This is a genomic window from Streptomyces sp. NPDC102274, assembly GCF_044766385.1.
GTDB lineage: Bacteria > Actinomycetota > Actinomycetes > Streptomycetales > Streptomycetaceae > Streptomyces.
On sequence record NZ_JBIWLW010000011.1, the window covers coordinates 141,228 to 165,084 of the forward strand.

The 23,857-nt window shown below is 69.8% G+C and carries 18 protein-coding genes; 8 read left to right on the top strand and 10 right to left on the bottom strand.

Annotated features, from left to right (window positions below):
- Positions 1–28 precede the first annotated feature (28 nt).
- Entirely contained in the window at positions 29–3,049 is a 3,021-nt protein-coding gene (locus tag ACIRQP_RS17615; protein WP_403890350.1) for a family 16 glycoside hydrolase, read from the bottom strand.
- Positions 3,050–3,371: 322 nt separating this feature from the next.
- Here ACIRQP_RS17615 and ACIRQP_RS17620 point away from each other — a divergent pair, with 322 nt between their 5' ends.
- Positions 3,372–3,809: a nitroreductase/quinone reductase family protein gene (locus tag ACIRQP_RS17620; protein WP_403890352.1), complete on the top strand. Its 438-nt coding sequence runs from the start codon at positions 3,372–3,374 to the stop codon at positions 3,807–3,809.
- Between the two features lie 116 nt (positions 3,810–3,925).
- Here ACIRQP_RS17620 and ACIRQP_RS17625 read toward each other — a convergent pair whose 3' ends face one another.
- Positions 3,926–4,690 (bottom strand): SDR family NAD(P)-dependent oxidoreductase, encoded by a 765-nt coding sequence (locus ACIRQP_RS17625; RefSeq protein ID WP_403890355.1) that lies wholly within the window; start codon positions 4,688–4,690, stop codon positions 3,926–3,928.
- A 156-nt stretch (positions 4,691–4,846) separates the two neighbouring features.
- Here ACIRQP_RS17625 and ACIRQP_RS17630 point away from each other — a divergent pair, with 156 nt between their 5' ends.
- The 5 genes from ACIRQP_RS17630 to ACIRQP_RS17650 all read left to right on the top strand — a co-directional run bounded on the left by ACIRQP_RS17630 (position 4,847) and on the right by ACIRQP_RS17650 (position 11,444).
- Positions 4,847–5,362, top strand: a complete 516-nt coding sequence (locus ACIRQP_RS17630; RefSeq protein ID WP_403890357.1) for a MarR family winged helix-turn-helix transcriptional regulator — start codon at positions 4,847–4,849, stop codon at positions 5,360–5,362.
- 106 nt (positions 5,363–5,468) lie between these two features.
- Positions 5,469–6,197 (top strand): response regulator transcription factor, encoded by a 729-nt coding sequence (locus ACIRQP_RS17635; RefSeq protein WP_403890665.1) that lies wholly within the window; start codon positions 5,469–5,471, stop codon positions 6,195–6,197.
- Positions 6,198–6,468: 271 nt separating this feature from the next.
- Entirely contained in the window at positions 6,469–7,710 is a 1,242-nt protein-coding gene (locus ACIRQP_RS17640) for a cytochrome P450 (protein ID WP_403890360.1), read from the top strand.
- 133 nt (positions 7,711–7,843) lie between these two features.
- Positions 7,844–9,664, top strand: a complete 1,821-nt coding sequence (locus tag ACIRQP_RS17645) for a flavin-containing monooxygenase (RefSeq protein ID WP_403890363.1) — start codon at positions 7,844–7,846, stop codon at positions 9,662–9,664.
- Between the two features lie 64 nt (positions 9,665–9,728).
- Positions 9,729–11,444, top strand: coding sequence for a hypothetical protein (locus ACIRQP_RS17650; RefSeq protein WP_403890365.1), 1,716 nt, complete (start codon positions 9,729–9,731; stop codon positions 11,442–11,444).
- Positions 11,445–11,595: 151 nt separating this feature from the next.
- Here the strand turns inward: ACIRQP_RS17650 and ACIRQP_RS17655 are convergent, their stop codons facing one another.
- Complete coding sequence (locus ACIRQP_RS17655; protein WP_403890368.1) at positions 11,596–11,886, bottom strand: heavy-metal-associated domain-containing protein; 291 nt, start codon at positions 11,884–11,886, stop codon at positions 11,596–11,598.
- Positions 11,887–12,068: 182 nt separating this feature from the next.
- On the opposite strand from ACIRQP_RS17655, the gene ACIRQP_RS17660 reads away from it, so the two are divergent.
- Positions 12,069–13,070: a hypothetical protein gene (locus tag ACIRQP_RS17660; RefSeq protein ID WP_403890371.1), complete on the top strand. Its 1,002-nt coding sequence runs from the start codon at positions 12,069–12,071 to the stop codon at positions 13,068–13,070.
- Between the two features lie 171 nt (positions 13,071–13,241).
- Here ACIRQP_RS17660 and ACIRQP_RS17665 read toward each other — a convergent pair whose 3' ends face one another.
- The 6 genes from ACIRQP_RS17665 to ACIRQP_RS17690 form a co-directional block, all read right to left on the bottom strand.
- The gene (locus ACIRQP_RS17665; protein ID WP_403890374.1) at positions 13,242–15,461 is read right to left on the bottom strand and encodes an NADP-dependent isocitrate dehydrogenase; all 2,220 of its coding nucleotides are present in this window, start codon (positions 15,459–15,461) and stop codon (positions 13,242–13,244) included.
- Positions 15,462–15,562: 101 nt separating this feature from the next.
- Positions 15,563–15,949 (bottom strand): D-ribose pyranase, encoded by a 387-nt coding sequence (gene rbsD / locus ACIRQP_RS17670; protein WP_403890376.1) that lies wholly within the window; start codon positions 15,947–15,949, stop codon positions 15,563–15,565.
- Positions 15,946–16,941, bottom strand: a complete 996-nt coding sequence (locus ACIRQP_RS17675; RefSeq protein WP_403890668.1) for a ribokinase — start codon at positions 16,939–16,941, stop codon at positions 15,946–15,948. The genes rbsD and ACIRQP_RS17675 overlap by 4 nt, the downstream gene beginning before the upstream one ends.
- Before the next feature lie 75 nt (positions 16,942–17,016).
- Entirely contained in the window at positions 17,017–18,993 is a 1,977-nt protein-coding gene (locus tag ACIRQP_RS17680; RefSeq protein ID WP_403890379.1) for a substrate-binding domain-containing protein, read from the bottom strand.
- On the bottom strand, positions 18,983–20,545 hold the full coding sequence (locus tag ACIRQP_RS17685; protein WP_403890382.1) for a sugar ABC transporter ATP-binding protein: 1,563 nt from the start codon (positions 20,543–20,545) through the stop codon (positions 18,983–18,985). The genes ACIRQP_RS17680 and ACIRQP_RS17685 overlap by 11 nt, the downstream gene beginning before the upstream one ends.
- The gene (locus tag ACIRQP_RS17690; protein ID WP_403890385.1) at positions 20,542–21,711 is read right to left on the bottom strand and encodes a LacI family DNA-binding transcriptional regulator; all 1,170 of its coding nucleotides are present in this window, start codon (positions 21,709–21,711) and stop codon (positions 20,542–20,544) included. The genes ACIRQP_RS17685 and ACIRQP_RS17690 overlap by 4 nt, the downstream gene beginning before the upstream one ends.
- A gap of 591 nt (positions 21,712–22,302) precedes the next feature.
- On the opposite strand from ACIRQP_RS17690, the gene ACIRQP_RS17695 reads away from it, so the two are divergent.
- Positions 22,303–22,959 carry an ATP-binding cassette domain-containing protein gene (locus tag ACIRQP_RS17695; protein WP_403890670.1) on the top strand — a complete coding sequence of 219 codons (657 nt, stop codon included), beginning with the start codon at positions 22,303–22,305 and terminating at the stop codon, positions 22,957–22,959.
- Here ACIRQP_RS17695 and ACIRQP_RS17700 read toward each other — a convergent pair.
- Positions 22,925–23,749, bottom strand: a complete 825-nt coding sequence (locus ACIRQP_RS17700) for a thioesterase II family protein (protein ID WP_403890388.1) — start codon at positions 23,747–23,749, stop codon at positions 22,925–22,927. The genes ACIRQP_RS17695 and ACIRQP_RS17700 overlap by 35 nt on opposite strands.
- Positions 23,750–23,857 lie beyond the last annotated feature (108 nt).

The following is a 23,857-nucleotide window of genomic DNA, read 5'->3' on the forward strand; positions in this document are numbered from 1 at the left end:
TACCGCGTGGAGTAGCGCCGTGCGGAGATCAGCCCAGTGGCTCGATCCACACGTTCCTGAAGCGGACCTTATTGCCGTGGTCCTGGAGCCGGATCGCTCCCGCCGCGGCCGATTCCGCGTCGCCGCTGCCCGTCGGGCCGTCCACGGCCACGTTGTCGTGGACCTTGATGCCGTTCCACAGAAGCGTGATCCTGGCGTCCTCGGTCTTCTTCCCCTCGGCGTCGAAACGGGCCGCGCGGAAGGTGATGTCGTATGTCTGCCAGGTCTCGGGCGCGGTGGCGGCGTTCAGGTCCGCGGCCACCTTGTTGTAGATCGAACCGGCCTCGTTCGCGGCGAGTCTCTCCACACCGAACGAGTCCAGGATCTGGATCTCGTACCGCTCCTGGAGGTAGATACCACTGTTGCCGCGATCCTGCCCGGTGACGTCCGGCGGCAGCTGAGGCACCCGGAACTCGGCGTGAAGTCTGAAGTCGCCGAAGGACTGCTTCGTGCGGATGTCGCCACAGCACACTTCGACGGAGTTCTCCGGGGTGCGGGGCCATTCGACGCCGCGGCCGTCGGTGTGCTGCCAGGCGGTGGAGATGCTGCCGCCGGAGAACAGGTCGATGCGGCTGCCGGGTCTGCGCACCTCGATCATGTCGAGATTGGCATGGCCGGTGTCCTCGGGCCGGTAGGTGTAGGTGATGGTGTTACGTCCCTTGCGCAGGGCGAACCGCTCGGTCTGGGTGGACCAGCGACTCCAGGCGCCGGTGGCGGGGAGGCTGATCTGCCGTGCCTGCCCACCGTTGACGCTCGCGCCGATGGTTTTGGGGCCGTCGAACGGGTTGGGGCCGTTGGCGTAACGCAGGCCCACGTCGTAGGTGCCCTTGGCGGGGACCTCGACCTCGAAGGTGGCGGTGGCGCCCTGGGTGCCGAAACCGTCGACGAAGCCGCCGCCCGTGTAGCCGGCGTGCTCGGTGTCGATGTCCGCGCCGCCGGAGAGCCGCGCGGACTCGGCGTCGTACGACGTGACGGGCGCCTCGGGGCCGGGCCGCGCGTTCAGGGTGTACCAGGCCTCGGTGGACCACAGCTGCTCGCCGTCGGCCGAGGCGAACGGGCGCGGTGAGCGTACGTGCACCACCCGGTCGGTCTTCAGCCCGGGGATGGTGAGCCGGACCGTACGGCGGTCCTCGGAGATCCGGGCGGACGCGACGGACAGGCTCTCCTCGTCCACCTTGGGGCCGCCGTACGCCGGTGTGGGTACGTAGCGCCACTGCTCCACGGAGTAGCCGGTCGCCAGGTTGGCGGCGGTCTCCTCCGACAGCGGTTTCGTGTAGGTGAGTTCGAAGCCGTCGCTGGTGGCGCGCATGGTCTTGATGTCGAAGGCGTTCGTGCCGTTCGGGGTGAGTTTCTGGAGGCCGAAGCGGAGCTTCCCTTCCTGTCCCCAGTTTCCGTCGGCGCCGAGGCCGCCCGCGTAGATCGCACCGTCCGGTCCGGTACTGATCCGGGTGATGCCCGCCTCCAGGCCCTGCGTGTGGCGGAACACCGCGCCCTGGTACTCGCCGTCCACCTTCTCCAGATCGGCGCGTTGCAGTCCGCCGTAGGTGACGTCACCGAAGAGCATCTGACCGGCGAAGGTCCCCTGCTCGACCAGCATCGGTGTGCTGGGGGAGTTCGCGATCTCGTTCTGCGGCAGCCAGAGCACCGGCTTGGTGACCGCGCGGTCGTCGAACGGGCCGTCGGGGTTGGTGTAGTGGTTGAAGAACCGGCCCTGCTTCACATGAACGAGCTTCGAGGCGGGCAGCCAGCCGCCCTGGTTGTCGTTGACGAAGAGATCACCCTCCGGGCCCCACCCGATCCCGTTCGGGGTCCGGAGACCGCCCGCGAGATAAGTGACCTTCCCGGTCTCCTTGTTGACCTTGATGGTGGTGCCGCGGTTCGCGGCCGGCTGCGGATCGGTCGTCGCACCGCCGTAGTTGATGGCGACCGAGAGATTCAGGTAGAAGTCCCCGTCCTTGTAGAGCAGTCCGAAGGCGAATTCGTGGAAGTTGCCTCCGTACGGCCAGGACGCGACCTTGCGGGTCGTGTCGGTGACGTCGTCGCCGTTGGTGTCGGACAACTCGGTCAGCTGGTGCTTCTCCGACACATACAGCTTGCCGTCGACGTACTTGATGCCCATCGGCTCTTTCAGCCCGTCGGCGATCTTCTTGTACGTGACCTTCTCCGGTCCGGTGTCACCCGTGACGTGATCGAGGATGTACGCCTCTCCCACGGTGTTGTCGCTGCCGCCCCACGTGGTCACGGCGAGCCGGCCGTCCGGCAGCCAGTCCATGGCGGAGACCTGCGGCTCGAAGCCTTCGGGGCGCAGGTCGGTGAGGGTGTATCCGGGGTGGACGGATGTCAGCGGGAGGCCGTCACCGGGGGTGTCGAAGCTGCCCTCGCACTCCTTGCGCCCGGGGGCGGTGACGCGGACCACTCCGGCGTCGGTGCTGAGGACGGAGTTCGGGACGAGCGTGAAGTCGGTGGCGCCCGGAGGCTTCCACTGGAGGGTCACCTGCTGGCCACCGCCGCGGTCGAAGTGGTCGACGCGGAGCGCGTGGTAACCGGAGGTGAGGGTGATCTCGCCGTCCTTGGGTTCGGCGCCGTGCAGTCCGTCGTGGTCGATGACCCGCTGGTCCCCGATGAGGAGACGGGAGCCGTCGTCGCTGATCAGTCGGAAGGTGTAGGCCCCGTCGGCGGGGACATCAATGTTGCCGATGATCTGCGACATGAAGTTGTCCGTGAAGCCGAAGCCCTCGGTGGAGGACCAGTCGACCGTGGGGATCAGCTTGTCGACGTTGGGGGTCTGGGCCGGCTTCAGGTCGCAGAGTTCGCTGAGTGGAGTCTGGACGTCGAAGACACGGAGGGTGACGCCGGGTTCCTGGGGCGGCAGTTCCGCGGCGGCCCTCGCCTCCGCGCCGACCGCGGGCGCCACGAGACCTCCGGTGACGAGGGCGGCGAGGAGGAACCCGGTGAGGGTCCGTGATCTGCGTCGACTGGGGCGGGGGCTCTGGTACTTGTGTGGCTGCACTCGTCCTCCTGCTGGGGGCTGCGAGTGGGCGGGGACCGGGGCGGCCCCGCGCCCGCGGAGTGGAGTTCGTACACGTACCGGCGGTTCGACGGCGGAGTTACGCCGTGTTTCACGCGGAGTTCCGCGCGAGAACGACGCCCAGGGTAGGGACAGCGCCCCACACCGTCCATACTTTGTCCTCAACAAGGAAGAACTGGCCGATAGTTGAGGCAGGCGCACGCTTCGTCGGTGGCGCTCCCGATGTCGCAGGGGCGCGGGCTGCGACACTGGGGGAGGGGCCCGCGCGAGTGGAGCGTGCCGGACTGCGGTGAGGAGCGGCGCAATGGCGAAGACGTATCGGGTGGGAACGGGCACGCGCGCGGTCAACCGTGTATTCCAGTTGATGACGCGCCTGGGCAGGGGCAAGAGCTACCGGTACATCCTGACCGTGCGAGGCAGGAAAACGGGCCGGGCTCTGTCCAACCCGGTCGATGTGATGGAGTCCGGTGGCCGGCGCCGGCTGGTGGCCGCGTACGGGGTGACCAACTGGGTGCACAACGCGCGAGTGGCCGGACAGGTGAGTATCAGCCGAGGTGGCACATCGGAGACGCTGCGAGTTGTCGAGCTGGGACCGAAGGAGAGCGTGCCGGTTCTTCGGCAGTATCTGCGGGAGGTGCCCATCACGCGCCCGTACTTCGATGTGACGGCCGAGTCGACTGATGAGGAGTTCGCCGCCGAAGCGGTCCGCCACCCTGTCTTTTCCCTGGCCCCGCTGACGTGACCGGCGTGACAGGGGCACTGGGCGCAGGGGCGGTCGTACGAGGCGCGGCTTTCCGGCTCTCCGGCTCTCCGGCTCCCCGGCTCCCCGGCGTTTCCGGCCCGTCGGCCTTTCCGGCTTCAGACGGCTGACCAGCCGTTGTCGACGGGCAGGACAGTGCCGTTGATGTTGCCGGCGGCGTCCGACGCGAGGAAAAGGATGGCGGCGGCCTGCTCCCCGGCGTCGGCCACTCTGCCGGAGAGAGCGATATAGGGGCCGATCACGCTCGGGCCGTGTGCCTCCGCCGCGACGTCGACCCGGATATTGGTCGCGGTCGCGCCGGGGGCGATGGCGTTGGCGCGGATTCCGTTGTTCCGGTACATCACGGCGAGGGACTTCGTCAGGCCGGCGATACCGTGTTTGGCGGCCGTGTAGGCGGCGCCGGCCGCGCTGCCGCGCAGGGCGGCCTCGGACGCCGTGAAGACGATCGCCCCGCGGCCCCGGTCCAGCATGTGCGGCAGCGCGGCGCGGGTCAGCATGAAGGGCGCCGTCAGATTGACCCGGATGACGCGCTCCCATTCGGCGTCCTCGGTGTCCGCGAGGGCCGACATCCGGTCCATGATGCCTGCGTTGTTCACCAGGACGTCCAGGCCGCCGTACGCATCCGTGGCCGTGGCGACTATCTCGTCCACCACCCGCTGCTCGCTGAGATCGCCGACGACCGCGCGGGCGACGCCTCCCGCGGTCCTCACCGCCTCGACCGTCCGGTGGGCGGTCTCCCGGTTGAGATCCGTGACCAGTACGTTCGCGCCCTCCGCGGCGAATCGCAGCGCCGCGGCCCTGCCGATTCCCGATCCCGCTCCGGTGACAACGACGCTGCGTCCCTCGAAACCGGTGCTGCTCATGGGCACTCCCTACGCCGTATGCGGCTGTGTCGTGCGACCCCGCCGACACCGCGGACAGTGGATTACTTGAGTCAGGCAAGCATGTGTGAGTTACTTGAGTCAAGCAAGTGAATGTGAAGTTGCTTGAGTCAGGCAAATAGATGCTAAAGTGTATGGATGCCCAAGCCACCGCCAGCAGTTGCTACGGCCGCGGCCTCGGCCGATGTGATCGAGATCGAGCGGGCGCTGAGCCGCGTCGCCTATCTGTCCAGCAGGGTCCGGCCGCACGACCGCCTCATGAGCCAGGCCGGGGTGTCACTGGACCGCGCCGCCGTGGCGCTGCTGCGGCAGATCGCCGACACCGAACCCCAGCGCCCCAGCGAGCTGGCGAACCGGCTGGCCGTGGAGGCATCCCATGTCACCCGGAAGGTACAGCAGTTGGAGAAGTCGGGGTACGTGACCCGCGTCCCGGACCCGGAAGACGGTCGTGCCCAGCGTATCCAGCTCACCCCGGTCGGACGGCGGGCGATCGACCGCATCCGCGACGCGAGCCGCCGGGGGATGCGGGCGGCCCTGGCGGACTGGTCGCCGCAGGACCTCCAGCAGCTCGCCGCCCTGTTCCACCGGATGGTCGACGACTTCCTCGGCTACGCCGACAGCGATGCCGTCATCACTACCGAGCGCCCCGCCTGAGGGCACGGCCCTGGGCGCCCGGGGCCCCAACACCGCCGTTCGGACGTGAAGCGTGAGCCTTACGCGAAGTGGTCCTTCCATATACGGGATGTGCGGGGTGAACGAGATGCGGGGTGTGAGCGAGGTGCGCCGGAGCGTTGGCGAGAAACCGTCGGCGGTTCGTGGGGACGGGCAGCATGTCCTGGTCATCGTCGGTGATCAGGAAATCTCGGAACTGCTCACGACGACTCTGGAACTGGCGGGTTATCGGGTCGCGACGGCGCCTACCGGCGCCGAGGGCCTGGCGCGGATCGTGGGACACCGGTTCGACCTGGTGGTCCTCGACACGACGCTGCCCGACCTGAACGCTCTCGCCCGCGCGGGCCGCCCCGTCACCGACCGCCCAGCGGTGCTCTACCTGACCGTGTGCGAGTACCTGGACAGCCTCCTGCCCGAACTGGGGGCGGGCCAGGAGGACTACGTCACCATGCCGTTCCGTATCGCCGAAGTCCTCGCCAGGGCACAGGTGTTACTGCGCGGGCGTGGCCGCGGGCGCGGTTCTGTACGGCGGGGGCCGTGCTACGGCGACCTCGTCCTGAGCGACGCCACCTGCCAGGCGTGGCGCGGGCCACGGGCGCTCGATCTCACGCCCGCGGAGTACCGGCTGCTGCGTCATCTGCTGGTCAACGCCGATCAGGTCCTCTCGAAGGAACAGATCTGCCGTCACGTCTGGGGCGACGGCCGCGCCGACAACGCCATCGAGAAGCTCGTCTCCCGCCTCCGGCACAAGGTCGACCAGGAGGAACCGCAACTGATCCATACCCGCAGGGGTTTCGGCTACCTGCTCGGCCGCTGACCGGCCGACCGGCCCCTGACCGACCAGCTGCTGACCGACGGGCCGCTGACCCACCGACCGGCTGCTGACCGACCGACAGGCCGCTTGCCGACCCGCCGTTGACCGGCCCGGTCCCGTGAGAGACCTGAGCGTGTGATCGGCCTCACGTCAGCTTGCTGTCAGGTAATTGACCGGATGGTGTCAGTCCACTCCGGTTGCATGTGTGTACATAGAGGCGTCCCGCCACCGTTCCCCGCACTCCGCCCCGGCGGAGCCCCCACCGAGGAGTGACATGGCCGACACACTGACCGATACCGCGGCCGACGCGGCCCGGCCGGTCCCGGAGTTCCCGATGCCCAGGGCGGCCGGCTGCCCGTTCGCCCCGCCCCCCGGCCTTGCGGAGCTCCGTGACGAGACACCGATCACGAAGGTCAGGATCTGGGACGGCAGCACGCCCTGGCTCATCACCGGACACGCCCACCAGCGGGCCATCCTCACCGATCCCCGCCTCGGCAACGACGACAAGTTCGGAGCCTTTCCGCATGTGAGCGCGTACCGGGCGGACATCGCGAAGGTCACCCCGAAGCTCATCACCAACACGGACGCCCCCGAGCACACCCGGCTGCGCCGGATGGTCAACCGTCCGCTCCTCCTCAAACGGGCCGAGGCCCTGCGCCCCGCCATTCAGAAGATCGTCGACGATCTGATCGACGACCTGCTGGCCGGACCGAAGCCCGCCGACCTCCTCACCGCACTGGCGCTGCCCGTGCCGTCGCTGGTGATCAGCGACCTGCTCGGAGTGCGGTACGAGGACCACGAGTTCTTCCAGCGCAACAGCAATATCGCCCTCGACCGCGACGCGCCGCCGGAAGAGGCGCGTGCGGCGAGCGGCGCGCTCTCCGGGTACCTGGACGAGCTGCTCACCGAGAAGCTCGCCGCTCCCGGCGGGGACGCGATGTCCGAGATGGCCGCCCGGGTCACGGCCGGCGAGATGACACGGAGCGAAGCGGTCCACATGGGCGTCGCGATGCTCATCGCGGGACACGAGACGACCGCGACCATGATCAGCCTCGGCACTCTCGCCCTGCTGGAAAACCCCGAACAACTCGCCGTGTTGCGGGACACCGAGGACCCGAAGGTCGTCGCGGGCGCGGTGGAGGAACTGCTGCGCTATCTCTCCATCGTCCACTCCGGCCTGCGCCGGGTCGCCCGCGAGGACATCGAGATCGGCGGCCAGGTCATCCGCGCGGGGGAGGGGGTCGTGGTGGAGATCTCCGCCGCCAACTGGGACTCCACGGCCTTCCCCGAGGCCGATCGGCTGGACCTCACCCGCAATGCCCGTCTGCACAACGCGTTCGGCTTCGGCCCCCACCAGTGCCTGGGCCAGTCGCTCGCCCGGGTGGAACTCCAGGTCGTCTACGGCACGCTCTACCGGCGCATTCCCACCCTGCGTCTGGCCACCGCGTTCGACCGGATCGAGTTCGAGGAGAGCGGGACCACCTACGGCGTGCGCTCACTGCCCGTTACCTGGTGAGCCACGCGGTCGCCGACCGACGAACCGACATGAAGCGACTCACGGACGGCACGACGGCACGACGGCATGACGGCATGGCGACGTGGCGACGTGGCGTCGCGGCAGTGATCCAAGAAGCCCTGAGAGGACACGCATGCCCACCCCCCGCACGTCATCCGCCGGCCCCCAGCCGGACCCGGAGGCGCTCGGATTCGACCCGGACGCCCTGCGCGCCCGCTACCGGGCCGAGCGCGACCGCCGGATCCGCCCCGACGGCAGCAAGCAATACCGCAGCACCACAGGAGAGTTCGGCTATTACGTGGACGATCCGTACGCGGACCCCGTGCCCGACCGGGCGCCCCACGACGACCGGGTCGAGGTCGCGATCATCGGTGGCGGGTTCGGCGGCCTCCTCGCCGGCGCCCGGCTGCGCCAGGCGGGCGTGCGGGACATCCGGGTGATCGAGAAGGCCGGGGACTTCGGCGGAACGTGGTACTGGAACCGGTATCCGGGGATCCACTGCGACATCGAGTCGTACATCTATATGCCGATGCTCGAAGAGGTCGGCCATGTACCGAAGTGGAAGTACGCGCCGGGGGAGGAGATCAGGCAGCACGCGCGGGCGATCGGGCGGCAGTTCGAGCTGTACCGTGATGCCTGCTTCCAGACCGAGGTGACCGAACTCCGTTGGGACGAGGCCGAGTTCGAGTGGACCATTCGTACCGACCGCGGCGACCGTATGAGGGCGCGCTACGTGGTGGTCTCCAGCGGACCGTTCAGCCGGCCGAAACTCCCCGGCATCCCGGGCATCGAGACCTTCCAGGGGCACACGTTCCACACGAGCCGCTGGGACTACGCGTACACCGGCGGTGACGCGGACGGCGATCTGCACAAGCTCGCCGACAAGCGTGTCGCCATCATCGGTACCGGCGCGACCGCCATCCAGTGTGTGCCGCACGTGGGGCGTGATGCCAAGCATCTCTATGTGTTCCAGCGCACGCCGTCCTCGGTCGACATCCGTGACAACCGCCCCACGGACCCCGAGTGGGCCGGGGCGCTGACCCCTGGCTGGCAGCGGCGCCGCCGGGACAACTTCCTCGCGCAGGTCTCCGGCGGCGGCGCGGACGAGGACCTGGTGTCCGACGGCTGGACCACCAGCGCCCGGCTGCTCCAGAGCCTCCTGCCGAGCGCGAGCGGCGACACCCTGCCACCCGAACAGCGCGGTCTCATGGCCGAGTTGGCCGACTTCAAGAAGATGAACGAGATACGCGCCCGGGTGGACACCGTCATCGAGAACCGGGCGACGGCCGAGGCGCTCAAGCCCTGGTACCGCTACATGTGCAAGCGCCCCACGTTCAGCGACACCTACCTGCCCACGTTCAACCGGCCCAATGTCACGCTGGTCGACACGGCCGGCCGCGGCGTCGAACGCATCACCGAGAACGCTCTTGTGGTCGGCGGTGTCGAGTACGAGGTCGACTGCGTCATCTTCGCGACCGGTTTCAACATCGGCGGTCCGCCGGCCGAGCGGGCCGGACTCAACGTGCACGGCCGGGACGGTGTCACGCTGGCCGAGTCATGGAAGGACGGTCCGAGGACGCTCCACGGTTTCTACAGCCATGGCTTCCCCAACTTCTTCCACCTCGGCGCTCTCCAGAACGCGGTCTCCGTGAATTTCGTCCATGTCCTCGACGAGCAGGCGACCCATGTCGCCGAGATCGTCGCCGAGGCGGGCAAACGCCAGGCCCGGTACATCGAGCCGACCGCCGAGGCACAGGCCGCCTGGGTCGCCACGATCCGGGACAGGGCGCCGGACACGCATGCGTTTTTCGCCGAATGCACCCCGGGCTACATCAACAACGAGGGCAAGCCGAGCAAGCGGAGCGAGTCGTACGGCGGCGGCCCGATCGAGTTCTACGAACTGATCACACGCTGGCGCACGGACGGTGACATGAACGAGGCGATCATCCAGTGACCGGGCGGGCCAAGCCGGTTCGGATTCCGGTTCCCGTGACAACACCTTCAACAGAGGGGGAGCGATGAGGCAGCCCAGCCGATTCGACGACACCGGCCGGTGGCACACCACGAGCGAGCGGTGGAACACGACGAGGCTGAACCCGCCGAACCGGCTGTGGGGTTCGAACGGCGTCACCTTCGGGCCCGACGGGCGGTTGTATGTGGCGCAGTTCATCGCCGGACAGATCAGCGCCGTGGATCCCGCCTCGGGGGACGTCGACGTGGTGGTGCCGATGGACAGCCCGGTCCAGGCGCCGGACGATCTCGCCTTCGGTGCGGACGGTTCGATGTACATCACCGACCTGACACCGGGCAGGGTGTGGCGCCGGGACCCCGCCGGTGAGTTCACCCTGGTCTCCGACGCGCTGAAGTTGCCCAACGGCATTACCTGCGTGGGAAATCGCCTCTTCGTCAACGAGATGCGAAGCAACGGCCGTCTGATGGAGCTGTTCCCCGACGGTGGCGATCCGGCGGTGCTCACGGACGGACTGGCCTGGGGCAACGCGATGCAGCTCGGTCCGGACGGTCTGCTCTACTACCCGCACATGATCGCCAACGAGGTGTGGCGGATATCCCCCGACGGCGGTGTGCCCGAGCTGGTCGCGGAGGACGTGGACGACCCGGTCGCGGTCCGGTTCGACCGAGGCGGTGTTCTGGTGGTGCTGTCGCGCGGTGTGGCGGGCATCGTGACCCGTATCGATCTCCGTACCGGAGTGCGGTCGATCGTCGTCACCGGTGTCGTGGGGCTGGACAACGCGGCGTTCGACGACGAGAACCGGATGTTCGTCTCCAGCTACGCGAGCGGCGGGGTCACGGAGATGCACCACGACGGCCGGATCCGGGAGATCGTGCCGCGCGGGCTCGACGGTCCCTTCGGCGTGACGGTCGATCTCGGCGGCACGGTGTACGCGGCCGACCACTACCGCGTGGCGAGCCCGGCGGGCCCCGAAGAGGGCGCGAACGGGAAGGTGAACGGGACCGCGAACGGCAACGGGAACGAGAACGGGACCGACAACGCGAACGGCAACGGGAACGCGAACGAGTCCGGCGGCATCGTCACACACGATCTGCTGATCTTCGTCCATGGCGTCACCGCGGATGACGGGGTCCTGCACCTCACCTCGCAGCTCGGCGACGTCCGTACCTACGACCCCGTAGGGAAGACCACGAGGGTACGGGCGACCGGACTGAGCGAGCCCACCGGTATCGCGGTCGCGCAGGACGGCTCGCTCGTGGTCGCCGAAACGGGCGGCGGCCGGATCCTGCGGATCGACGAGTCCGACACGGTCACCGTGCTCGCCTCGGGGCTCGTGCACCCCGTGGACGTGGCCTTCGACGGAGAGCGGCGCTGTTACGTCAGCGACGACCGGCTCGGGGCGGTGCTACGGCTCGAGGACGGCGAAGCGGTCACCGTCGCGGACGGGCTCGGTGCGCCGCAGGGCCTGGTCGTCCGCGACGACGAACTGTTCACGGTGGAGACGGCGCACCGGCGACTGCGGGCGATATCGCTCGTCACGGGGGAGAGCCGGATCGACGCCGAGAACCTCGCGGTCGGCCTGCCCCCCGGCACCACTCGCCCCACCCACCCGGCCCGCCACCCGGTGCCCGGAGTCCCGGGCCCGCCCAACCAGTTCGCCGGCCTGGCCCTCGGCCCGGACGGCTCCCTCTTCCTCTCGGCCAACGGCGAGGGGAGCGTGCTGCGACTCTCCCGTATCGCCCTTGAGGGCAATACCCCCTAGGCGTACCGGGGTCTGTCGGGGGCCGCGAGGTCGTCCGGCATCCACCGGGCGGGTCGGCCGCGCTTCGCGGCGGGGAGCCACTCCCGCACCCGCCGCCGACGGGCCCGTCGGTCGGCCGTCCGCCCACGGGCCCGGCAGCGTGTGCGGAAGGTCAGACGGCCCGGCCGGTGACCTCGTAACCGGCGTCGGCGACCACCTTCGCGATCTCGGCGCCGTCGGGCTCGCCGCCGGTGGTGACGCCGACACGGCCGGCGGCGACGTCCACGTCGACGCTCAGGACGCCGTCCAGGTCGCCGATGGCCTTGGTGAGCGTGGACTCGCAGTGGCCACAGGTCATTCCGGCGACCTCATAGACAACCGTGTGGCTGTCGGCGACAACGGTCGTGCCGTTCTGCGCCGTGCTGGTCGAGCAACTGCCGTCAGGCGTACAGCAATCGGACATGGTTCCTCCCGGAGGGCAGATCGTTCGATACCCAGGAGGGGTATCGTGACTGACCTGCTCATGTATACCCCCACCCCGTATCCATGGCAAGGGGCGACGCGGGTTTGTGCATACCCCCTAGGGGTATATGCTGGGCGTAGTCGGTCAGCGGGACCAACGCCGGACGATCAGAGGAGAGCACCATGAACACCGCGATGAGGATCACCGCGTACACCACCGCGCTCGCCGCTTCCTTCGGTGCGGCGTACGGAGTCGGGACCGTGGTCACGCCGGTCTCGACGGACCCGGAGCCCGCGGCGCACGCGGAACACGCGGGTGCGCCCGACGGGGGAGACGGGGCAGGGGAGGCCTCGCAGGGTGGTCATGACGCGCCGGCGGGCGGGTTGCAGGTCTCGGAGGGCGGCTACACCCTCGACCTCAGGACGCCCCGCGTCCCCGCGGCCCGCATCACCGAACTGCGCTTCGCCATCCGCGACAGCTCGGGGCGTCAGGTCACCGCCTTCCAACGCGAGCACGACAAGGAACTGCATCTGATACTCGCCTCACAGGACCTGGCCACCTACCGGCATCTGCACCCCACCCGGGCGGCCGACGGCACCTGGAGCACACCGGCGAACCTCCCCGCCGCCGGCGGCTACCGCCTCTTCGCGGACTTCACACCCGCCGCCAAGGGAGCGAAGAACCTCACGCTCGGCGCGGACCTCGCCGTCGCGGGCGACTACCGGCCCGCCCCGGTCCCCGCCCCCTCGTCCACAGCCACGGTCGACGGCTACACCGTCACACTCACCGGCCCACTGCGCCCGGGGACGGCCGGCGAACTGAACCTGAAGGTCACCAGGGCCGGCCGGCCGGTCACCGACCTCCAGCCGTACCTCGGTGCCTACGGCCATCTGGTCGCCCTGCGCTCCGGCGACCTGGCGTACCTGCATGTCCACCCCAACGGCGCGCCCGGCGACGGCGAGACCGAACCCGGCCCCGACGTGTCCTTCACCGCCACCGCACCCAGCGCCGGCACCTACCGTCTCTTCCTCGACTTCAAGCACAACGGAACGGTCCGCACCGCCGCCTTCACCGTCACCGCAGGAACCGCACCCGCCGGAACCGCCCCCGCCACCGGGGACGCCGGGGACGCGGAGCCGACCGGATCGCCCGCCGGGGGAGAGGCCGACGGCCACGAGCACTGAGGCCGGTGCGTCCCGGCGGACCGCCGCGGCGAAGACGGAACCGCCCCAGCCGACAGAGATGTCGGACGGGGCGGAACCGGTGGGCGGACAAGGGGAGTTCGGGTGCGGGGCCGCGGCGCCCGCGGTGCCCCGGTCACGCGGGGCGGACCATCCCCGTGCCCGTGGGAGCCGTCAGCCGAGAAGCGCGAGGGCCTGGGTGAACGTGGCCGAAGGACGCATCACGGCCGCGGCCTTGGCCGGGTCGGGCTGGTAGTAGCCGCCGATGTCGGCCGGCTCGCCCTGTACCGCGATCAGCTCGTCGACGATGGTGCTCTCCTGCTCGGCCAGCGTCTTGGCGAGGGGCGCGAACGCCTCCGCGAGCCGACCGTCGTCGGTCTGCCTCGCGAGCTCCTGCGCCCAGTAGAGCGCCAGGTAGAAGTGGCTGCCGCGGTTGTCGATGCCACCGAGCCGGCGGCTGGGCGACTTGTCCTCGTTGAGGAAGGTGGCCGTGGCGCGGTCGAGGGTGTCGGCGAGCACCTGGGCGCGCGCGTTGTCCGTCGTCTGCGCGAGGTGCTCGAAGCTGACCGCGAGCGCGAGGAACTCGCCCAGGCTGTCCCAGCGCAGGTAGTTCTCCTTGACGAGCTGCTGCACGTGCTTGGGCGCGGAGCCGCCGGCACCGGTCTCGAACAGCCCGCCGCCGTTCATGAGCGGGACGACGGAGAGCATCTTGGCGCTCGTGCCGAGTTCGAGGATCGGGAACAGGTCGGTCAGATAGTCGCGCAGCACGTTGCCGGTGACCGAGATCGTGTCCTCGCCCCGGCGGATGCGCTCCAGGGAGAACGCGGTCGCCTCGACCGGCGGCATGATCTCGATCCGCAGGCCCTCGGTGTCGTGCTCGGCGAGGTAGGTCCTGACCTTCGCGATGAGGTTCGCGTCGTGCGCGCGGCCCTCGTCCAGCCAGAACACCGCCGGGTCGCCGGTCGCGCGGGCGCGGGTCACGGCGAGCTTGACCCAGTCCCGGATCGGCAGGTCCTTGGCCTGGCACATGCGCCAGATGTCGCCCGCGCTCACCACGTGCTCCAGCACGACATCGCCGGAGCCGTCGAGGACACGCACCGTGCCGGTGGTGGGGATCTCGAAGGTCTTGTCGTGGCTGCCGTACTCCTCGGCCTTCTGCGCCATCAGACCGACGTTCGACACCGAGCCCATCGTCGACGGGTCGTACGCGCCGTGCGCGCGGCAGTCGTCGATGACCACCTGGTAGATGCCGGCGTAGCTGCTGTCGGGGATGACCGCGAGGGTGTCGGCCTCCTGGCCGTCGGGCCCCCACATGTGACCGGAAGTGCGGATCATGGCCGGCATGGAGGCGTCGACGATGACATCGCTCGGTACGTGCAGATTCGTGATGCCGCGGTCGGAGTCGACCATCGCCAGCGCGGGGCCGTCGGCGAGCTCGGCCTCGAAGGACGCCTTGACCGCCGCGCCGTCGGGCAGCGAGTCCAGCCCGCCCAGGATGCCACCGAGGCCGTCGTTGGGGGTCAGACCGGCCGCGGCGAGCGCCTCGCCGTACTCGGCGAACGTCTTCGGGAAGAAGGCCCGTACGACATGACCGAAGATGATCGGGTCGGAGACCTTCATCATCGTGGCCTTCAGATGCACCGAGAACAGCACGTCCTCGGCCTTGGCACGGCCGATCTGGGCCCTGAGGAACTCGCGCAGCGCCGCCACCCGCATCACCGACGCGTCCACGACCTCCCCCGCGAGCACGGGCACCGACTCGCGCAGGACCGTCGTGCTGCCGTCGTCACCGGCCAGCTCGATACGGAGCGAGCCCGGCTCGGCGATGACCGTGGACTTCTCGCTGGACCGGAAGTCGTCGGCGTCCATGTGCGCGACGTTCGTCTTCGAGTCGGCCGTCCACGCGCCCATACGGTGCGGGTGCGCCTTGGCGTAGTTCTTGACCGACGCGGGGGCGCGGCGGTCGGAGTTGCCCTCGCGCAGGACCGGGTTGACGGCGCTGCCCTTGACCTTGTCGTAGCGCGCGCGGACGTCGCGGTCCTCGTCGGTCTTCGGGTCGTCCGGGTAGTCGGGCAGCGCGTAGCCCTGCTGCTGGAGCTCGGCGATCGCCGCCTTCAGCTGCGGGATCGAGGCCGAGATGTTCGGCAGCTTGATGATGTTCGCACCGGGTGTCCTGGCCAGCTCACCCAGCTCGGCGAGCGCGTCATCGATGCGTTGGCTCTCCTCAAGACGCTCGGGGAAGCCCGCGATGATCCGTCCCGCCAGAGAGATGTCACGACTCTCCACGGTGACCCCCGCCGTCGAGGCATACGCCTCGACCACGGGCAAGAAGGAATACGTCGCCAAGGCCGGGGCCTCGTCGGTGTGTGTGTAGATGATGGTCGAGTCAGTCACCGGGTGCTCCGCTCCACGTCTGCAACATTGCTCGACATCAAGATATCTCGTGGCCGGCCCCTGTCGAGACGGGGCCTGCCACTGAACACACACGGTGTGGCTCAGAAGAACACGCCGCAGCGCAACAGCACATTCGCGTACGGCCGCGCCTCCCCGGTGCGCACGATCAGGCGCGCGCCCGCCGACAGCTCCTTCAGCTCCACGTGCGGGACGAAACCGAGACCGGGCAGCGCCGCCAGCAGCCGCGCCGCCTCCGGATTCGCCTCACGGACCTCCTGGGCCGCCGTCGCGCCCTCCACGACCAGCTCTGCCAGCAGACCTTCCAGCACCTCGGCGAACCGCGGCACCCCGGCCCGGAACGCCAGATCCACCACACGCGGACCCACGGGCAGGGGCATCCCCACATCGCAGACCAGAACACCGTCCCCGTGGCCCAGCTCGGCCAGGGCGCCCGCGAGATGACGATTCAGGATCCCGGACCTCTTCACTCGGCCACGCCCCGGCCCGGACCGGACACCGTCCGCACCGGAGCGGTGACGTGGTGTTCCGCCGCGACCGCCCGCGGCCCAGGGGCCGCTCCGGCGAGCGCCGCCACCTCCGCCGCCGTCGGGAACGACACCTGCGCTCCCTCCCTGGTCACCGCCGCCGCGCCCACCCGCGCCGCGTAGGCGGCGGCCACAGCCAGGCTCTCGCCGGCACCGAGCCGCCAGGCCAGCGCCGCGGTGAACGCGTCGCCGGCCCCCGTGGTGTCCACAGCGCGCACCCGTACGGACGGCACGAGCTCCGCCGTACGGTCGTCCGCCACCAGCGCGCCCCGCGCGCCCAGCGTGATCACCACCGAGCGTGGCCCCAGCGCGAGCAGCGCCCTCGCCCACTCCTCCGGGTCGTCACCCACCGACGCCCCGAGCACCACCCGCGCCTCGTGCTCGTTCACGATCAGGGGGTCGCACGCCGCCAGGATCCCGACGGGCAGAGGCACCGGGGGAGAGGGGTTCAGTACGAACCGGCTGCCCGGCGCCATCCCCGCCACCACCTCCTCGACCGTCTCCAGCGGAATCTCCAGCTGCGCCGAGACCACCCGCGAGGCCCGCAGCAGACCCGCCGCGTCCCGGATGTCCGCCGGGGACAGCCGGGCGTTGGCGCCCGGCGACACCACGATGCTGTTGTCCCCGGACGGATCGACCGTGATCAGGGCGACCCCGGTGGGCGCACCGCCGGACAGCACCCCCGCCGTGTCGACGCCCGCCGATCGCTGCGAGTCGAGCAGGAGACGCCCATGCGCGTCGTCGCCGACCCGGGCCAGCAGCGCCGTACGGGCTCCGAGGCGGGCGGCGGCGACCGCCTGGTTCGCGCCCTTGCCGCCCGGATGGACGGACAGGTCCGAGCCGAGCACGGTCTCACCGGCGCCGGGACGCCGCTCGACACCGATCACCAGATCGGCGTTGGCCGACCCCACGACCAGCAGGTCGTAGTCGTACATCCCTGTCTCTTCGTCCATCACTGTCTCTTCGTCTCTTTCCCTGGAGGCCGTCGAGCTGCTGAGGCCGTGGAGCGGTCAGGAGAAGTCGGCGACGTTCTTCGCCGTGACCACCTTGACCGGCACCTTCACCATCGAGGCGATCCCGTCGCCCTGCGCGGCCTTGATGGCGTTGAGCACGGCGAGCCGGCCCAGTTCCGCGGGCTGCTGGGCCACCGAGGCGTAGAGCGTGCCCGCCTTCACCGCCTTGAGGCCGTCGGGTGTGCCGTCGAAGCCGACGACCGGGACCGACGTACCCGCCTTGGAGCCCAGCGCCTTGATCGCCCCGAGCGCCATCTCGTCATTCTCCGCGAAGACCCCGTTCACCCCGCTGTGCGCCTGGAGCATATTGGTCATCACATCGAGCCCCTTGGTGCGGTCGAAGTCCGCCGGCTGCCGTGCGACGATCTTGATGCCGGGGTACGCCTTGATGCCCTCGGCGAAGCCCTGACCACGTTCACGGCTGGCCGAGGTGCCCGCCGTGCCCTGGAGGATCACGATCTGTCCCTCGCCACCGAGCTTCTCCGCGAGCGTCTTCGCCGCCTGCTTGCCGCCCGCGACGTTGTCGGAGGCCACCAGCGTGGCGATGTCCGCCTTGTTGACACCGCGGTCGGCGGCGATCACCGGGATGCCGGCCTTGTCGGCGGCGCGTACGGACGGTCCCGCCGCGTCCGAGTCGACCGGGTTGATGATCACCGACGACATGGCCCCGCTGGTGAAGTTCTGTATCTGGTTGGCCTGTTGGGAGGCGTCGTTCTGCGCGTCGGTGACGGTGAGATCGACGCCCTTGGCCTTCGCCTCGGCCTCCGCGCCCGCCTTCAGCTGGACGAAGAAGGGGTTGTTGAGAGTGGAGAGGGAGAGCCCCAGTTTGGTCCCGCCGCCGGAGGAGCCGTTGTTCCAGAAGGAGACACCGCCGATGACGGCGGCCACCAGCACCGCGGCGACGGTGTACTTCACCGCTCTCGCGCCCTTACGGCCCGAGCCGCCCGCGCCCCCCGTACCGGACGCACCGGCGGGTGAGGCCGACGCCCCGGCCCGGGAGCGCGCCGTGTCGAGCAGCACCGCGAGCGCGATGACGACACCGATGACGACCTGCTGCCAGAACGCCGACACCGACAGCAGGTTGAGGCCGTTGCGCAGCACCGCCAGGATCAGCGCGCCGATGAGCGTGCCGGACGCCTTGCCGACACCGCCCGCCAGGCTGGCACCGCCGATCACGACCGCGGCGATGGCGTCGAGTTCGTACCCCTGCGCGGCCTGCGGCTGCGCCGAGGAGAGCCGGGAGGCCAGGACGATACCGGCGACGGCGGCGAACAGTCCCGACAGCGCGTAGACGGCGACCTTCTGCCGCTTGACGCGCAGCCCGGACAGCCGTGCCGCCTCCTCGTTGCCGCCGATCGCGTACATCGAGCGGCCCAGATACGTACGGGCCAGGATCAGCGCCGTGATCAGCCCCATCGCCACCATCACGAGGACCGGTACCGGCAGCCAGCCGCCGAGCGTGTCCCCGATCCGCGAGACGGAGCCGGGGAAGGCGATCGGGCTGCCCTGCGAGATCACCAGGGACAGGCCGCGGCCCACCGAGAGCATCGCCAGCGTGGCGATGAACGGCGGGAGTTTGCCGTACGAGACGAGCGCCCCGTTGACGAGCCCGCACGCGATGCCGGTGCCCACGGCGAGCACGACGGCCAGCCACACCGGCACCCCCTCCGACGTCGCCGACCAGGCCAGGACCGTCGCCGAGAGCGCCGCCACCGAGCCGACCGAGAGGTCGATGCCCGCGGTGACGATGACGAACGTGACACCGAACGCGAGGATCGCGGTCACGGCCGCCTGCACACCGACGTTGAGCAGGTTCTGGGTGGTCAGGAAGTCGCCCGACAGCAGCGACATCGCCACCACCAGAACGACCAGGGCGCTCAGCGCGCCATTGTCGAGCAGGAGCCGGCGGATCGCCAGGGCGCCTCCGCCTCCGCCACCGCCATCTGTCTTGTTCTTGAGCGTGTCAGTGGCCACGGGAGCCCTCCACCCCTTCTTCCTCGTCGTCCACGTCGGTCCCGGGTTCCGGTCCGGATGGGTGCGCGGCGCCGACGGCCAGCGCCATCACCGCGTCCTGTGTCGCTTCGTCCGCCGTGAGTTCACCGGCGATCCGACCCTCGGCCATCACCAGCACCCGGTCGCTCATGCCCAGCACCTCCGGTAGATCGCTGGAGACCATCAGCACGGCGTGACCGGCGGCGGTGAGTTCGTTGACGAGTTCATAGATCTCGACCTTCGCGCCGACGTCGATACCGCGCGTCGGCTCGTCGAGGATCAGCACCTTGACCTCGGCCAGCAGCCATTTGCCGATGACGACCTTCTGCTGGTTGCCGCCGGACAGGGTGCGTACCCGCTGGTCGAGCCCCGCCATCCGGACGCCGAGCTGCCCGGCGATCCGGGCGGCGGCCGTGCGTTGTGACGCGCGGTCCACCAGCCCGGCGCGGGTCGCCGAACGCAGGGTGACCAGACCGAGGTTCTCCTCCACGGACGCGTCGAGCAGCAGGCCCTGGCCCTTGCGGTCCTCCGGCACCAGCCCGATCCCGGCGGCCATCGCCGCGCTCACGTCATGGCGCGGCAGCGCGGCGCCCGCCACCCGTACCGAGCCCGTGTCGTAGTGGTCCGCGCCGAAGACCGCGCGAACGACCTCCGTACGGCCCGCGCCCACCAGCCCGGCGATACCGACGACCTCACCGGCGCGCACCTCGAAACCCACATCGCGGAAGACGCCCTCCCTGGTCAGTCCGGTGACGGACAGCAGAGCGGTGCCGGTCTCCGCGGCACGGCGCGGATACTGCTGGTCGATGTCGCGGCCCACCATGAGGCGTACGAGCTCGTCCGCGGGGGTTGACGCGGGCACCTGCCCGACGCTGCGGCCGTCGCGCAGGACGGTGACACGGTCACCGAGCGCCGCGACCTCCTCCAGATGGTGGGTGATGAAGACGATGCCCACGCCGTCCTCGCGCAGCGCGCGAACGATCCGGAAGAGCTTGTCGACCTCCTCGGAGGTCAGCACGGCGGTCGGCTCGTCCATGACCAGCACCCGGGCGTCCAGGCTGAGCGCCTTGGCGATCTCGACCATCTGGAGCCGGGCGATGCCGAGTTCACGTACTTTGGTGTGCGGCGGGGTGGTGACTCCGACGCGCTCCAGCAGTTTGGCCGCGTCCGACTCCATCTTCCCGCGGTCGACCAGGCCGAAGCGGCGTGGCTGACGGCCCAGGAAGATGTTCTCGGCCACCGTCAGGTCGGGGACCAGGTTGAACTCCTGGTAGATGGTGGCGATTCCCAGCCGTTCCGCGTCCTGCGCGTCATGGATACGGACCTCCTGCCCGCCGACGAGCACGCGGCCGGCGTCCGGACGGTAGGCACCGGAGAGCATCTTGATGAGAGTGCTCTTGCCGGCGCCGTTCTCGCCGAGCAGGACATGCACTTCGCCGCGGCGCAGATCGAAGTCGACGCTGTCGAGCGCGACCACGCCGGGAAAGGTCTTGCGTATCCCTTCGACACGCAGCAACTCGTCCGGGTGACTCACGGGTTGCTCCTTCGTGTTCGTGCTGACGGGCTGTGTGGTGAGGGGCTGTGCGTTGACGGGATATGTGGTGGGGGGCTGTGTGGTGGGGGGCTGTGCGGTGACGGACCATGTGCTGACGGGCTATGCGCTGACGGTGCGCGCTCCGAGGGGGCCGGGTGCCGGGGGGACGGCGGGAACTCCGCGCCGCAGGAGCGGCGTACGACCAGCCGGGCGGGGAGTGTGACGGACGGCGGGACCCGGCCGGCGATGCGCTCGACCAGCGCGCGCACGGCGGCCCGGCCCAGTTCGTCCGTCGGCTGCGCGATGGCCGTGATCGGCGGATCCGTGTGCACGAACCACGGGATGTCGTCGAAGGCCGCGAGCGCGATGTCCTCCGGGACGCTCAGACCCCGGGCACGGATCGCGTCGAGCGCGCCGAGGGCCATCAGATTGTCCGCCGCGAACACGGCGTCGGGAGGCTCGGGCAGATCGAGGAAGCGCTCGGCGGCCCGGCGTCCGCTCTCGGCCTGGAAGTCGCCCTGGCCGATGTACGCGTCGGGCAGCGCGACCCCGTGCTCGCCCAGCGCCGTACGGAAGGCGTCGACGCGTTCGCTGCCGGTGGTGGTGGTCGCCGGGCCCGCGATGATCGCGAGCCTGCGATGGCCGATCCCCAGCAGATGGGTGACCAGATCGCGTACGGCGGCGCGGCCGTCGGACCGTACGACGGGTACCTCGACGCCCGGGATCCACCGGTCGACGAAGACGATCGGGGTCGCGGCACGTACCGCGTCGAGTATCAGCGGCGAACCCCGGTCGGTGGGTGACACCAGCAGCCCGTCGATCCGACGGTCGAGCAGCGTGCGGACGTGGTGGTCCTGCAACTCGGGCCGTTCGTCGGCGTTTCCGATGATCACGCTGTACCCGAGCGTCCGTGCTTCCTCCTCGACCGCGCGGGCCAGCGAGGTGAAGTAAGGATTGAGTACATCGCTGATGACCAGGCCCAGCGTGCGGGTCTGGTCGGTGCGCAGGGAACGGGCCACGGCGTTGGGCCGGTAGTCCAGCGCCGCGACGGCGGCGAGCACCCGGGCGCGGGACGCGGGGCTGACCGACGGATGGTCGTTGAGTACCCGCGACACCGTGGCGACGGACACGCCTGCCTCGGCCGCGACATCCTTGATACCCGCCATCGTCGGCACACCTCCTCGTGGAATCGATTACACGGAGGATTGGAATCGATTACACGAGCGGAAGGCAAGACCTTGGGGGTACCCCGATACCGGATCGTAATGATCAGTACGCGATGGGCTTGTGCGGTGCCCCGCGGTCCGGCGCGCTCGTGCCGTCCGGTGCGTTCCCGCCGTCCGGTGCGTGTTCCCGGCGTCCGGTGTGCTCCGGCCGTCCCGTATGCCCTGCCCTGTGACCGGTCACTCACCGGTGCCGCGTACGGTCGGCCGATCCGGGCGAGCGGTCGGCCGCTCCCCGTGGGCGGCGAGCACATCGCGGTATGGGGGGCTTTTCTCAGACGTGTCGCGCGGGGTGAAAGGTTGAGTGGGGAATGGCGCGTGGCTGATAGTGCCGGTAATTCGACTCCTTCACGCTGTCACGGGTGCCCGCACTACGTCCTTGGGTGGGTTAGCTGTACCCTCAATTCGCTTGTGGACCCCCCTGTTCCGGCTTGCTCGCCCTCGGTACCTTCGCTGCATGTGATGCGCCGGCGGGCGGGTGCGGGGGGCGGTTCATTTCTCCGTGATAGCGCGATAAAGGGGAGAGTTTCGATGATGCACGTGGATTCGAGTCCATCAGCCGAACGCGTGTCCGAAGTTGTCGCCCTCGAAAACGTTACGAAGGTTTACGACACGAGACCCCGGGTCGTTTATGCCTTGCGGAATGTCAGTCTGGTCGTGAGAGAAGGGGTGTTTCTCGCGGTAATGGGCGAGGGCAGCCCCGGTAAGACCACGCTGCTGAAGTGTCTTTCCGGAGAGATCCAGCCATCCTCCGGTGTGGTGCGGCGCGGGCCCGGGAGCGGGGACGGGAGCCGTCCGCTGGTGTCCTGGGTGCCCGAGCCCGGCGGGGCGGGCTCCGTCGCGGCGGCGGTCGCGCTCGGGCCGCGTCTGCTGCTCGCCGACGAGGCGTCGGAGGAGTCCTGCGTGGCGCTGCGCCAGGCCGTGCTGGGGCATGGCGTCGCGGCGGTGATGTCGACCTCGGCGCCGGCGGTGGCCGCGTGCGCCGACGCCGTGGTGTTCCTGCGGGACGGGGGCGTCGTCGACATGGTCGCCGGGGCCGGTCCCGAGGTGATCAGCGACTGTCTGGAGCGCTCCGGCCGTAGCTGCCCGGACCCGGGCCGGGACTATGTGGACCCGGGCCGGGACTGTACGGACCCGGGCCAGGACTGTGCGGACCTCAGCCCGGGTTGCGCCGACCCGAGCCCGAGCTGAGCACCCGTCCGACGATGTCCAGCAGCGGGCCCGCGTCATGCAGGAAGAAGTGATCGCCCGCCAGCTCGTGCATCTCGAACGGCCCGCCGGCATGGCGCGACCACGCCTTGACCTGCCGTGGACCGGCTTCCGGATCGTCCGTACCGGCGAAGGCGGTCAGCGGCACCGGAAGCACCGCGGCGGGGTCCGGCAGCGCGGTCTCCGCCAGGGTGAAGTCCGCCCGCAGTGTGGGCAGCATCAGTTCGATCAGCTCGGGGGTGTTCAGGAACTCCGCCGGAGCTCCGTTCATCTCCCGTATCTCCGACAGCAGTTCGGGGTCGGGCAGCGTATGCCGCTGGACGGGGCCCGGGAGCGGTACGCATCCCGAGACGAAGACATGTCCGGGGCGTACCGGCCCCCGCGCGCACAGATAGTCGGCGAGCGCGAACGCGATCTCTCCGCCCATGCTGTGGCCGAAGAACGCGAACGGCTTGTCGAACCAGCCGGCCAGCCGGTCGGCCAGCAGCGGCACCAGATCCGTCACCCGGGTGAGCGGCGGCTCGCTGTACCGCTCCTCACGGCCGGGGAGCAGTACCGGACACACCTCCACACTCCCGTCCAAGTGGCCTGCCCAGGACCGGAAGATGCTGGAGCCGCCGCCGGCGTACGGGAAGCAGAAGAGTCGTAGCTCCGCCGCGGGCCGCGGTGGAGGACACCACCCAGCGTGGTGCGCGCCGAGGTGCGGAAGGTCGGTTCTGAGACACGATAAGTCACCTTCGCCGGGGTCTGGATGGGGTCGGGGCCGGGACATGGCCGCATGGTCCCACCGCCGGGCGGCGTTGCGGCACGCCTTTAAGCCTGGACGTAACTTCCCTGCTGGGGACGGGGGTCAGGGCGTCCACGCGGCGCGCTGAACCCG